We start from the raw sequence: 12,455 nt of genomic DNA, 5'->3' as shown, positions 1-12,455 counted from the left end.
TATGACTCAGATCCCAACACCAGAGGAATACAAAAAGGGGCGGGTAAAATTTGGAAAATTACTTATTCGGCCTTTACGCAAGAACGCCGTAGTCCACATTACCCAATATCAGGTCAGTGATGGTGAATACTCTTATGGTCAATTCGATTCAAAAGAGCAGGCCATCAGTTTTGCAAGGCAGCTTTATGGGAGAAAAATAAATGAACGAGTTAACGAAAATTAGGCATAAATATAAATTAACTGGCGATGATTTCAAAAAAACGGATCATTACAGATATTTCGTAATTTCGGTAATTGGTTTGGCAACTGTGATATTAACCCCGTTATTAGTTTTTATTTACAGGTGATGAAATGGCAAATACAGAACCGTGCCGTGCTGTTGTCTTAACACTGGATGAAAAAATCGATGGCCTCAATAAAGCCTCTGAGGTGCGTAATCGGCATTTTTGTGATGATAAAGAAAATAATAACAAATTGGCCGATTTCATGGAAACTATGCGTGATCGCACAAATAACCGCGTTAGAAATAATGAACGGGTTTTGCATTTAATTTTTCACTTGGCAGGTTTTGATAAAGAGCGTTATCACGTCAAGTTTAAGGAATTAACAATAGAGGAACAGCGTTCATTAATATTGGCAATTAATCAACTTCGGGCAGTGGCGTCTATATTGCCAGATAAATTGGCATTGCCAAAACCAACCCAGTATTAATTTAAAGCATAATTTAAGAAATTAATGCGTGAATTCGCAGGAGTTTTTATTGCCTAAAAATAGGAAATAAAAAATGAATATAGAGCAATTAATTAAAAAGAATAGAGAAGACGAGCGCAAGATATTAGCCGAACGTTCTTCTTCACGTCTGTTAAAAATCGCGGCGCATATTGTGGCAAAGAAATTAGATTATGCCGCTTCATCTGCATTATTGAACAGTGAAGCTGAGAAAATAGAACACGAAGCACGGGATCTGGAGAGTGTCTAGGGAAATCGACTGTGCTTGCCAACATGCTGAGAAAACGCTAAATAAGATTCCAAAATAGCGCTACATCTTATACTACTCATAATTCTATATATAACAATGGGTTGAAGAAGGCCATGTGTAGCAAAATTATGAAATGTTATTTAGAGCACAGAATATCAGAGCATATAAACCGCTCTGTTGGTGTCTCTGCATTTGAATGTGAAGAGTGCGACCAACCTATCCCCGTAGAGCGCCGGATGAGTATCGCTGGAGTCATCCGCTGCGTCGCATGTCAGGAAGTTTTTGAACTGAAACAGAAGCATTATCGGAGTATATGAATTGATGAATAAAACTATTTTGAAATGGGCAGGTTCCAAAGTTCGCATTATGGATAAATTGCTGCCCTATTTGCCAGCAGGTCAACGATTGGTTGAACCATTCGCAGGTTCATGTTCTGTAATGATGAATACGCAATATGATGCGTATTTAATTGCGGATGCTAACAGCGACTTAATTGATATGTATCAGTGCATCAAAGAGAATTGTGATGGATTTATAAATTCTGCGCAAGACTGGTTTTCGTATTTTAATATCGAGCATGGGTTTTATTGTCTGAGAGCTTTATTTAATTCTGATGATGAAAAGTATAAATCGCAGATATGGCACGCATCAGTATTTTTATTTCTAAACCGGCATTGCTTTAATGGCCTGTGTCGTTATAACTCAAAAGGTGAATTCAATGTGCCTTTTGGGAATTGTAAAAAACCTTACTTTCCCGAAGTAGAAATATTGGCGTTTGCTGAGAAATCCAAGATTGCCTCTATTCATTGTGCTGATTGGCGCGAAATACTGCAACTGGTTGATTTTGGGGATGTGGTTTATTGCGATCCGCCTTATTTCACCAAAGGCGTTAATTTCACGCAGTATTGCAAAAATGGCTTTCTTCATAATGACCATCAGGAGCTTGCTACCTCTCTGAAACAGCTCAATGAATTATTGGGCGTTCCTGTCACAGTTTCCAACTCCATTGAAGCCAAAGAACTTTATGCCGATTTGGGGTTCACTATCCATGAAATCGAAGCACCACGCACCATTGCCGCCAATGGCAATCGTCAGCCAGTAATAGAAATTATTGCGACGCTAGAGGCGAGTGCATGAGTGAGTTAATCGACTTGTTGCAGGAGCACAACAGCGATTACCAGCAGTCAAAACGCCTGCAATATGAGATGTTCAAGCCCGGTTTGCCCGGCGAGTCAACGTTAGCTGAACAGATCATGTGGCAGGTAAACCCTGATGATTATGACTGGCGTCATAAAATTATCGGTGATATGCCCGATTTTTTGGCGCTCTATTTTGCTGCCCGGTACAAAAAAATATTTACCCAATCGGGGGGTAATCGCCGCCGTGCTAATACGTTTTTGCGTCAGTTTGGCGAGAACGTATTACCACGGCTGAATAAAGTCACTGAACGCTATCAATTCAAGAATCAGGTATCCGGCGTTACCCCATTCCCTTTTATTGAGCAGTTAGAGCGATTGGTTACGTTGGAGCGTAAGGATATAAAACAGCTTGCTTGGGGAATTTCCCATTTTATGGTCGAGAACTACGAAAACACATCGGCTCAGTATGTCAATCAACAACCTGCGAGTGAGCAAGACGCTAGAAAACGTTTGATCCGTATCTATGAGTTACTGGCAAAACTGACTCAACAAGCCGGCACAACAGCCCCTTACTGGCAGCAGTTCACCAAAGGCAGGGAAGGTGCCACAGTCGATCAATTGTGTGCCGGCCTCCTGCGCATGATGTCGGATAAATGGTGGTATGCCCGCTTGAAAAGAATGCGTGATATTCGCGCCGAGCATATGGCTATTGCGGTAGGTCAAGTGCAGAAATCGGCATCTCCCTACGTTTCCCGTAGTACGCTGCGTGAATGGTTGGAACAGAAGCGCCGCAATTGGGATTTTATCAAACAGTTTGATGTTGAGAATGAACAGGGCGACAGGGTACCGCTGGAAGATATGGTACTCGGTAGTGTGGCTAATCCCGCCGTCCGCCGTAGTGAATTGATGGTGAGAATGCGCGGTTTTGAAAATCTGGCTGACGAACTCGGCTATGCCGGTGAGTTTTATACCATCACCGCGCCATCAAAGTATCACGCTGTCCACAGTGTCGGTGGCTTTGTTTCAAATTGGAACGGGGCCAGTCCCCGTGATACACAAAAATATCTGTGCAACGTCTGGGCGAAAATCAGGGCGGCTTATTCCCGTGCGGGGATCAGCGCCTTCGGTTTTCGTGTAGTTGAACCTCACCATGATGGCACGCCGCATTGGCACATGTTGCTGTTTATGCGTCCTGAACATGTCGATGAAATGCGTGACATCATGTGTTATTACGCCCGGTTGGAAGATTCAGAAGAATTACAGGGGCAGAAAGCACTAAAAGCACGATTCCATGTGAAGCCCATCGATAAGGCGAAAGGTTCGGCTACGGGCTATATCGCTAAGTACATTTCCAAGAATATCGACGGTTACGCGCTAGATGGCGAAAAGGATGGGGAAACAGGCCAACTTCTTAAGGATATGTCACGGTCTGTTGCTGCCTGGGCCAGTCGTTGGCGTATCCGGCAGTTTCAGCAGATCGGCGGTGCTCCTGTTTCCGTCTGGCGAGAATTGCGTCGTTTGAGTGGTGATGAGCAAATTTTGCCTGATGCAGATATGGATAATGTTCGATTTGCTGCGGATGTGGGGGACTGGTTCGCCTATACCGAGTTCCAGGGTGGGCCTCTGGTTGCACGGAAAGATTTAACCGTGCGGTTGTCCTATGAAATCACTGAACAGGGCAATGCTTACGGCGAAAATGTGTTGCGTATTTCCGGTGTCTACTCGCCCCGTTTGGGCGATTCCTCTTCTTTTATTACCCGTACTGTTAAATGGAACATTGTTCCTAAATTTAACGCTGATGTTAAAGGCGTGGGTTTGGGGTTTTCTGGCGGCTTTGCCGCCTCTTGCTGCGGCTGGCTTCATAGGTCGGGCGGTTGCCGCTGGCGGTGGTAGAACGGCGGATAGCCATAAAACTTTGTGCAATGTCGGTCTGGCCGGCGTCAAACTCCAGCCGACGATGGTTGATAATGTCCCATGCCTTAAGTACCAGCGCGTTTTTAACGGCGGGGTTATAGACAAATTCCCGCACGGACGGGAAAAATTCTTTGACGTTTTGGTAAACCCCATGCCCGACGCCGGTCGAGTCAATGCCGATATATTCGACGTTGTACTGTTCCGTCAGTCGTTTGATGGCGTCAGACTGAGCGCGAAAGTTCATGCCACGCCACTGATGACGTTCAAGGATGCGGAATTTGCCACCCGGTACTCGCGGTGGAGCGACTACGACACAACCGGCACTGTCGCCATTCTCGCCACCTTTGGCGGGATCATAACCGATCCAGACAGGGTGATAACCATAGGGGCGTAGCATCAGGGGTTGCACATCGTCCCAGATTTCCCAGCTATCGACCATGCAACCCTGCATCAGTTGCAGTGAGAAAATGGATTCGATATCGTCCATAAATTCACACATCAGCAGGTTCTGGTACTCGTCCGGGCTATATTCCAGCCGTAACTGGTCAATATCAAACAGGTTACAGCCGCCTCTGACTGCATCTTCAACCGTGACAATCTGCCGCCACTGACCATCGGCACATCGTAGGCCGCTGGCTAATGCTTGATGGCTAATATCAATGTCAATGCGATTGGCCTTGGCGCGGCCACGGTTAAACAGTTTACCTGACCAGTACGGGTACGCGCTGTGGGTTAAGCTGGACGGTGTAGAAAAGTAAGTCTGGTGCCATTTTTTGTGCATCGCCATACCGGATGCTACCTTACGCAGTTCCTGAAACTTCGGAATCCAGAAATATTCATCCAGATAGAGATTGCCGTGATAGCTTTGCGCGGTGCGGGCATTGGTACCGAGAAAATACAGGGTGGCACCATTATTCAGGGTGATCGGATCGCCTTTTAGTTCGGCGTCCACTTCCCGCGCCATTTCCAGGATATACTGCTTGAATACGTGGGCCTGCGCTTTACTGGCAGAGAGAAATATCTGATTGCGTCCGGTAGTCAACGCATCGATCAGGGCTTCACGGGCAAAAAAGAATGTCGCACCAATTTGGCGGGATTTCAGGATATTGCGGATACGATGCGCTAATCCGGCGTGATACCAATCATGTTGATAATCGAATAGGGTCGAGCGGAAAATGTCTTCCAGCTTTTTGACTTGTTCTTCACTGAACACGTTCTTTTCCGGTGGCCGGCGCTCACCTTTGTTGCGGTTAGCAATTTTGGGGTTCAGATCGGCTTCATTACCGCCGCGGCTGTATTTCCTGATCCGCGCTTGTCGTTCTAACTGACGGTGCAGCAGGTCAATTTCCTTAAAGTCCTTGCCTTCTTTTTGCTCCTTGGCGATAAGCTGACATAACCGTGCTTCAAGAGATAACTCGACTCGTTCAAACGAGGTCACCTCATCCCATTTGTCGCGACGTTTCCAGCTATGGATAGTTGATGCTTTCTCGTTGAGCATTTCCGCAATCCGTGCGATCCGGTACCCGTTAAAATACAGGTGCATTGCGTGCTTACGGGGATCAAAATCGGGCGTTGTTTTCATGCCACCAGACTACAGACCCGTCCGTCATTTCTCTGTGTCTGGCCTGTGTGCCAGCCCAGACACAACCGCATTTTATTGTTTCCTCGACATGACGATACAAACTAGTAGGCCATGACTGATTCATTGATAATCGGGGGCTTACAATGCCGAAGAAATCCAAACCCTTTCGAATCTGTGTGGAAGGTGCAACCACAGACGGGCGCAAGGTTCAGCGCGAATGGCTGACACAGATTGCCGCCAACTATGACCCGCAGACCTACGGTGCGCGTATCAACATGGAACATTACAATTTTTCGTGGAGTCCGCGCTTTGGCGATGTGGAATCGGTTTTTACCGAAGAAATCAAGGACGGTGCGCTGGCGGGCAAGCTGGGGCTGTATGGGATACTTTTACCCACCGATGATCTGGTGGAAATGAACCGTAAGCGTCAAAAGGTTTACACCTCCGCCGAAATCAACCTGGATTTTGCTGACTTCGGCGGGGCGTATCTGGTGGGATTGGCCGTTACTGACAGTCCGGCGAGCCTTGGCACTGAAATGTTGCAGTTTAGCGCTAATGCGACCAATAACCCGCTGAATTCACGCAAGCAGCACCCGAACAATGTTTTTACTGCCGCGGAAGAAACTTTGCTCGAATTTATTGATTTGTCAGAGGAAACCGAAAAAATCTCTCTCTTTTCCTGTGTACAGACGTTCTTCCAGAAAAAGCAGCAGAGTGATGATACTCGTTTTACCGATATCCATCGGGCCGTCGAACTGTGTGCCCAAGAGCAGCAGGCCACGGTGGAAACCGTAAACACACTTTCTCAACAAATAGGCAAAATAGCTGCTATCAAACAGAAGCAGACCGAACTTGAAACCCAGCTTAGTGACTTAAAAACTCAGTTGAGTCAGCAAGACAGCCAGAAAACACACCGACCTGTTTCGCTGGGATCGCCGAACGCCGACACTCCAGTCAGTAAACATCTGACTAATTGTTAATGGAACAACCCCATGAAGAACGAAACTCGATTTAAATTTAACGCCTTTCTGATGCGTCTGGGTGAAATTTACGGTGTGGACGCCACGGCATTTACAGGCAAGGTAGAAGTCAATCCATCCGTTGCCCAGACGTTGGAAGATGAAATCCAGCAAAGTGCCGATTTTCTGCAAAAAATTAACATGGTTCCCGTCAGCGAGCAGTCGGGCGAAGCGATTGGGCTAGGTATCGGTTCAACTATTGCAGGGACGACAGACACCGACAGTAAGGAGCGAGAAACTTCCGATCCGACCCGATTCAACGCTATTGAATACAAATGCGAACAAACCAACTTTGATACTAGCATTCCTTACAAAAAACTAGACTTGTGGGCGAAATTTCAAGATTTCCAGTTACGTATCCGTAACGTCATTATCCGTCGTCAGGCATTGGACCGCATTATGATCGGCTGGAATGGGGTTAAACGCGCCAAAACTTCAAACCGCGTTCAATATCCACTATTGCAAGATGTAAATATCGGCTGGTTGGAAAAAATCCGACAGGATGCACCGGATCATGTCATGAGCAATATCACTGACGAAGCCGGTAAGGTTATATCTGAAACCATCCGTGTAGGAGATGGGGGAGATTTTAATAATCTTGACGCATTGGTGATAGATACCGCCAACAATGCTATCGACCCAGAATATCAGGATGATACGGAACTGGTGGTCATCTGTGGCCGTGAACTGCTGGCTGACAAATATTTCCCGTTGGTCAATCAGTCGCAGCCCAACACCGAAAAAATGGCGGCAGATGTGATTATCAGCCAGAAACGTATCGGTAATTTGCCCGCAGTGCGTGTACCGTATTTCCCGCCCAAAGCATTGCTAATTAGCCGTCTGGATAATCTGTCTATCTATTATCAGGAAGGCACCCGCCGACGTTCTGTACTGGATAACCCCAAACGTGATCGCATTGAAAACTACGAATCAGTCAATGAGGCGTATGTCGTTGAAGACTATCGCGGTGTGGCTCTGATTGAAAATATTGAGATGTTGACAGCCAGCAAAAAAGCAGCGTTGCCGCAGCCAGATAATGGCGCATCTGAGCACAACGCCGACACTGAGGAACCATAATGGCTAGCCCGTGGCAGCGTCACCGAATGCGATTACAGGCGACCGAGGCCGCTCAACTGAGTAGTCCCGCGCTGCAAAATCACGGTGGTTATAACCAGATGCTGCTGATGCTGGAGCAAGACCGCCGTCACCTTAAAAAAATCCAGTCTATGGAGCGCAAAGCGCAGCACAAAAGGCAGATCTTGCCTAAATATGCGCCGTGGATTACTGGGGTATTACACAGGGGGATAGGTCATCAAGATGATGTGCTGATGTATGTCCTGCTGTGGCGCATTGATGCAGGTGATTATGATGGTGCGCTGGATATCGCCGAGTACGCGTTACAGCACCGACTCGCTATGCCCGAAAATCATGAGCGGACAACGGGCTGTGCCGTTACAGAAGAGATCGCCGAAGCAGCCCAGCGTTGCTATACCGCTAAATCTCCGATGCCTCTTGCCACGCTGGAACGGGCGACCAATCTCACCCACGATCAGGATATGCCCGATAAGGTGAGGGCGGAGTTATATAAATGGCTCGGTTACAGCCAGCGGGATAACAACCAGCCGCAGCCTGCTTATTGTTCACTGAGCAGGGCTTTAGAACTGAATAATCATGTTGGCGTGAAAAAAGACTTAGAGCAACTTGCCAGAGCGCTCCGCAGTCAGAAACACGACAACACATAACCGAACGTGCCAACGCGCCGGGGCGGCACGGGGTGGCGAAGTCTCAACGCCCTGTTCACCGCCCACCTATTCAGGGGGCAATATGGACTTTATTTCAACCGCACCGGCAACGGATAAACAGGCCACCATGACCAGTGTCCCGTTTTTTCCTGTTATCGAGATCAGTCGCTACCGTGACGAGATGCGCACAGATGGTACGGTCACTGCGCCGAGATTACATCAAGCAATTTCCAACGCCATTGTTGAGGTGAATCGCGAGCTGAACCATTGGCGGCAGATCCATATCGATGAGGGATACTCATCACTGACCGACATTCCCGCCGATACTCTCAATGGCGAGAGTGAGTTGGTTTATCTCTATCGTCGAGCGGTGTTTTGCCTGACCAAGGCGAACCTGATCGAACGTTACCGCGATATCGACACTACTCAGACCGGCAGCAAAAAGGCTGAGGCAATGGAAATCACCATTGATGACCTGTGGCGGGATGCGCAATGGGCGATGTGTCGGATACAGGGGCGGGATCATGTCATTGTGGCGCTGATCTAATGCGGGTAAGGGCACAACAGTATGACACCGTGGATTCCTTATGCTGGCGTCACTATGGACGAACACAGGGAGTCACCGAACGGGTATTAGCAGCCAATCCCGGTTTGGCCGATGTTGGGGCCATCCTGCCGCAGGGTACCGAGATTGAACTGCCTGAAATCACGCCTGCTGCTGTAACGCCCGTCATTCAATTATGGGATTAGAAAATGAACAAACAACCGGATTTATGGGCCGATTTATTGAATGGCCTGAGAAATTCATGGCCGCAGATATCCGGCTCCTTACTGGCTGTACTGATCTGTTATGGTCGCCTGATTTATGACGGCGTAGAACGGAAAAAACGCTGGGTTGAACCGTTGCTATGTGGCGCGTTGTCGTGGGGTGTTTCCAGCGGGTTGGAACTGTTTGGCATTCCCGGCAGTGTTTCACCGGCTTTGGGGGGTGCCATTGGTTTTATTGGTGTTGAAAAACTGCGTGAATTTGCCCTTCGCGCAATCAATAAACGTTTGGGAGACAAATCACATGACTAGAGGTGTTCGCAACCATAATCCGGGCAATATCCGCCACGGCGATAAATGGCTGGGATTACACGACACACAAACAGACCCGTCATTTTGTCAATTTGTATCACCAGAATACGGCATACGGGCCATTATCAAGATTATCCGCAATTATGAACGAAAATACGGATTGAACAGTATCCGGCAGATAATTTCTCGTTGGGCACCCCCGAATGAAAATGATACCGAAAATTACATTGCATATATGAGCCGGACGGTGGGTATTCCCTGTAACGTGGTGATTGATGTTGATAATCCGGTGATCATGACTCGATTGGTTTGCGCCATCATTCAAATGGAGAACGGACAGCAACCATATGCCGATATGATCATTAAACGGGCGTTTGCGCTGTTATGAGGTTTAATCTGCACATATTCACCTTGAGTACGCTGGTGGCAGTGTCTGGCCTGCTCTGGTTCTATTACGGTGAGTATCAGCAAAAAAGCGATGAATACCAAACGCTGAACCAGCGGTATGAGCAACAGCAAACCATTACCGATAACGCATTCCAGACCATCACGATAATCAATGATATCTCACGGGTTAATAACGAAAATCGGAAGCGATCAGCCGTGGATGCTGCACAAATTCAGGCGGCTATCAACACTGTTGTTGTCGGTAATGATTGCGCCCGTCGTGCTGCTCCTGATAGGGCTGTTGTCCGGTTGCAGCAGCACGCGAACCGAATACGTTCAGGTACCGTTGATGCCGATTCCGATGCATCTGCTCGCTGACTGTCTGCCCCCGGTCATATCCGACACAATGACATGGGGTGATAGCTTGTTGCTGAATGCACAGTTACTGGCGGTTATTGAACAGTGCAATCTGGATAAACAGGCCATTCGACAAATAGAACAGATTAGATAGGTGACACATGAATAAGCCTAACGCTTTGCGGAAAGTCCTGACAGAAAAGATCCCCTACTTGCGCGACAACCCTGAATACCTGCATTTGTTTGTTGAAGATGGCGTCGTTTTGGCGACAATGGCACTCTCCTTGTCTTACGAATATGAATACACGCTAAACCTGATTATTGAAGCCTATCCCGATGATCAGGATGTGCTCATGGTGGTTATCGTGCACTGGATACGCGAGCACCAGCCAGATATTTTCGCTCATCCTGACAATCGCCGCAGCGGCTTTACTTTTGACGTGAATATTCTCAATGATGACACCGCTGATATCAGTATCGATCTGAAACTGACCGAGCGTGTACTGGTCACCCAGCAAGGGCAGGTTAGCACGGTGTGCGCCGTTCCTGAGCCTGAAAACCCGTTTGACAGGTGGTGAGATGAACGGTGACGCATTGCAGCCTTTGGATACCGCACTAACCGCCCTGTTGAATCAACTTTCTCCCGCCAGTCGAAAGCAGCTAGCCCGTGATATCGCACGGGACTTACGACAGAGCCAAATGCAACGTATCCGATCCCAGCGTAACCCTGACGGCAGCCGTTTTACCCAACGCAAGGCACAAACCCGCACTGTACAGCATGGTATAAAATTTATCTGGCGCGGTGAACCTCGCACCTTGAAAAATTGGCAAATCCGCAAGGGCAAGAAGGGTGAAACGATTACCGGTTATGATGCTGAGCGTAAAGGGCAGCGTACTTTTTACAAACGCGATATCCAACGTTTTCTGGACGTCAAAACCGACCGGATAAGTACCCGAAAATCCAATAAAAAGTCCCGCATGTTTAAGAAACTGGCTACTGCGCGTTACTTACGTCTGTCCGCCAGTGAGCGGGAAGCCATTATCTTTTTCGCATCGAAAGTCACTGCGGTTGCTCGTGTGCATCAGTTCGGATTAAAGGAACGTATGAGAGGGAAAAACATTGAAGCCAAATATCCATCGCGGCGACTTTTGGGACTGACACAGAGCGATATTCAACATATCGAAGACCAGATATTTTCCCATCTCATCCACGGATGTGTGCCAGTCAGTACACAAACCTCATGACGTGCAGGTGAGGGTTTGGGGTGACATTGTTGTCTGCATGAACACACAATTAACTGAACTGTTGCGCCGATTGCGCAATCTGATCCGAATCGGCGTCATTACCCAGGTAGATACTACACGGGGCATGTGCCGGGTTATGACAGGCAATCTTGAAACCGACTGGTTGCACTGGTTGACATCCAGAGCGGGAAGTTCCCGAACATGGTGGGCGCCCAGTATTGATGAACAGGTTTTATTGCTATCCCTTGGTGGTGACTTGACCACAGCTTTTATACTGCCTGCGATTTTTTCTGATGAGTTTCCGGCCCCTTCGGCATCACCGGAAGCGGTGTGTATCGCTTTTCCTGATGGTGCCGTGATGGAATATGAACCGCAGACCAGCACCTTAACTGTCACAGGTATTAAGACTGCCATGATCACCGCGTCGGCCTCCGTACATGTTACTGCACCAGAAATCACTTGTGTGGCCGGCAATCAGATCACATTGGATACACCCACCGTCATTTGCACCCACCATCTGACTACGGGCAGTCTGGAAGTGCGAAAAAGCGGCACTATGCGCGGCAATATCGTCCATGTAGGGGGTGAATTCAGTTCTAACGGGATTGTGGTGGATTCGCACCGACACCACGGTGTGCGCTCCGGTGACAGTACATCGGGAGTCCCCATATCATGATGTACCTTGGTATGAATCGACAGACGGGTGAGGCTATCAGCGATATCGCCCATGTTCGCCAGTCAGTTAGCGATATCTTGCTAACGCCGATGGGTAGCCGTATTACTCGCCGCCAATATGGTTCGTTGTTATCCGAACTGATTGATGCGCCCCAAAATCCTGCTTTACGTCTGCAAATTATGGCTGCGTGCTATACCGCCATCCAGCGATGGGAACCCCGCATTACCCTGACCGCTATCACTATCAATCAGGGTGAAGCCGGATACATGACTGTTGATATCAGCGGCCAATATCGGCTATCCAATGTCCCGGTTGCTTTTTCTGTGCCTGTGGGGTGA

General features: G+C 48.0%; 19 protein-coding genes and 1 pseudogene. 19 read left to right on the top strand and 1 reads right to left on the bottom strand.

Annotated features, from left to right (window positions below; genetic code table 11):
* The first annotated feature begins 1 nt into the window (after position 1).
* The 6 genes from VY86_RS07490 to VY86_RS07465 all read left to right on the top strand — a co-directional run bounded on the left by VY86_RS07490 (position 2) and on the right by VY86_RS07465 (position 4,011).
* Entirely contained in the window at positions 2–223 is a 222-nt protein-coding gene (locus VY86_RS07490) for a hypothetical protein (protein WP_046974489.1), read from the top strand.
* Positions 224–351: 128 nt separating this feature from the next.
* Positions 352–711: a DUF5347 family protein gene (locus tag VY86_RS07485; protein ID WP_046974488.1), complete on the top strand. Its 360-nt coding sequence runs from the start codon at positions 352–354 to the stop codon at positions 709–711.
* A gap of 73 nt (positions 712–784) precedes the next feature.
* Positions 785–979 carry a DUF2732 family protein gene (locus tag VY86_RS07480; protein WP_046974487.1) on the top strand — a complete coding sequence of 65 codons (195 nt, stop codon included), beginning with the start codon at positions 785–787 and terminating at the stop codon, positions 977–979.
* Positions 980–1,092: 113 nt separating this feature from the next.
* Positions 1,093–1,296 (top strand): TraR/DksA C4-type zinc finger protein, encoded by a 204-nt coding sequence (locus VY86_RS23155; RefSeq protein ID WP_046974486.1) that lies wholly within the window; start codon positions 1,093–1,095, stop codon positions 1,294–1,296.
* A gap of 4 nt (positions 1,297–1,300) precedes the next feature.
* Positions 1,301–2,116, top strand: coding sequence for a DNA adenine methylase (locus VY86_RS07470; RefSeq protein ID WP_046974485.1), 816 nt, complete (start codon positions 1,301–1,303; stop codon positions 2,114–2,116).
* Positions 2,113–4,011, top strand: coding sequence for a replication endonuclease (locus VY86_RS07465; RefSeq protein WP_082111193.1), 1,899 nt, complete (start codon positions 2,113–2,115; stop codon positions 4,009–4,011). Before VY86_RS07470 ends, VY86_RS07465 begins: the two co-directional genes overlap by 4 nt.
* Here VY86_RS07465 and VY86_RS07460 read toward each other — a convergent pair.
* Positions 3,962–5,614 (bottom strand): annotated as a pseudogene (locus tag VY86_RS07460) (terminase ATPase subunit family protein); the annotation flags it as partial. The gene VY86_RS07465 and the pseudogene VY86_RS07460 sit on opposite strands and share 50 nt — an antisense overlap.
* Before the next feature lie 143 nt (positions 5,615–5,757).
* On the opposite strand from VY86_RS07460, the gene VY86_RS07455 reads away from it, so the two are divergent.
* The 13 genes from VY86_RS07455 to VY86_RS07400 all read left to right on the top strand — a co-directional run bounded on the left by VY86_RS07455 (position 5,758) and on the right by VY86_RS07400 (position 12,455).
* Positions 5,758–6,594 carry a GPO family capsid scaffolding protein gene (locus tag VY86_RS07455; protein ID WP_046974483.1) on the top strand — a complete coding sequence of 279 codons (837 nt, stop codon included), beginning with the start codon at positions 5,758–5,760 and terminating at the stop codon, positions 6,592–6,594.
* Positions 6,595–6,606: 12 nt separating this feature from the next.
* Entirely contained in the window at positions 6,607–7,710 is a 1,104-nt protein-coding gene (locus VY86_RS07450) for a phage major capsid protein, P2 family (RefSeq protein WP_046974482.1), read from the top strand.
* The gene (gpM, locus tag VY86_RS07445; RefSeq protein ID WP_046974481.1) at positions 7,710–8,375 is read left to right on the top strand and encodes a phage terminase small subunit; all 666 of its coding nucleotides are present in this window, start codon (positions 7,710–7,712) and stop codon (positions 8,373–8,375) included. The genes VY86_RS07450 and gpM overlap by 1 nt, the downstream gene beginning before the upstream one ends.
* A gap of 82 nt (positions 8,376–8,457) precedes the next feature.
* The gene (locus VY86_RS07440; protein WP_046974480.1) at positions 8,458–8,922 is read left to right on the top strand and encodes a head completion/stabilization protein; all 465 of its coding nucleotides are present in this window, start codon (positions 8,458–8,460) and stop codon (positions 8,920–8,922) included.
* Complete coding sequence (locus tag VY86_RS07435; protein WP_046974479.1) at positions 8,922–9,125, top strand: tail protein X; 204 nt, start codon at positions 8,922–8,924, stop codon at positions 9,123–9,125. The genes VY86_RS07440 and VY86_RS07435 overlap by 1 nt, the downstream gene beginning before the upstream one ends.
* Before the next feature lie 3 nt (positions 9,126–9,128).
* Positions 9,129–9,452, top strand: a complete 324-nt coding sequence (locus VY86_RS07430) for a phage holin, lambda family (RefSeq protein WP_046974478.1) — start codon at positions 9,129–9,131, stop codon at positions 9,450–9,452.
* Positions 9,445–9,840 carry a structural protein gene (locus VY86_RS07425; RefSeq protein ID WP_046974477.1) on the top strand — a complete coding sequence of 132 codons (396 nt, stop codon included), beginning with the start codon at positions 9,445–9,447 and terminating at the stop codon, positions 9,838–9,840. The genes VY86_RS07430 and VY86_RS07425 overlap by 8 nt, the downstream gene beginning before the upstream one ends.
* Positions 9,837–10,217: a DUF2570 family protein gene (locus VY86_RS25720; RefSeq protein WP_046974476.1), complete on the top strand. Its 381-nt coding sequence runs from the start codon at positions 9,837–9,839 to the stop codon at positions 10,215–10,217. The genes VY86_RS07425 and VY86_RS25720 overlap by 4 nt, the downstream gene beginning before the upstream one ends.
* Complete coding sequence (gene lysC, locus VY86_RS25715) at positions 10,189–10,350, top strand: Rz1-like lysis system protein LysC (RefSeq protein ID WP_228939934.1); 162 nt, start codon at positions 10,189–10,191, stop codon at positions 10,348–10,350. The genes VY86_RS25720 and lysC overlap by 29 nt, the downstream gene beginning before the upstream one ends.
* A gap of 7 nt (positions 10,351–10,357) precedes the next feature.
* Positions 10,358–10,774, top strand: coding sequence for a phage tail protein (locus VY86_RS07415; protein WP_046974475.1), 417 nt, complete (start codon positions 10,358–10,360; stop codon positions 10,772–10,774).
* 1 nt (position 10,775) lies between these two features.
* Positions 10,776–11,441, top strand: a complete 666-nt coding sequence (locus tag VY86_RS07410) for a phage virion morphogenesis protein (RefSeq protein ID WP_046974474.1) — start codon at positions 10,776–10,778, stop codon at positions 11,439–11,441.
* A 37-nt stretch (positions 11,442–11,478) separates the two neighbouring features.
* Positions 11,479–12,117 carry a phage baseplate assembly protein V gene (locus tag VY86_RS07405; protein ID WP_046974473.1) on the top strand — a complete coding sequence of 213 codons (639 nt, stop codon included), beginning with the start codon at positions 11,479–11,481 and terminating at the stop codon, positions 12,115–12,117.
* Positions 12,114–12,455, top strand: coding sequence for a GPW/gp25 family protein (locus VY86_RS07400; RefSeq protein WP_046974472.1), 342 nt, complete (start codon positions 12,114–12,116; stop codon positions 12,453–12,455). The genes VY86_RS07405 and VY86_RS07400 overlap by 4 nt, the downstream gene beginning before the upstream one ends.

Source organism: Photorhabdus thracensis (genome assembly GCF_001010285.1).
Taxonomy (GTDB): Bacteria; Pseudomonadota; Gammaproteobacteria; order Enterobacterales; family Enterobacteriaceae; genus Photorhabdus; species Photorhabdus temperata.
This window is presented reverse-complemented; position numbering and strand designations above follow the sequence as displayed.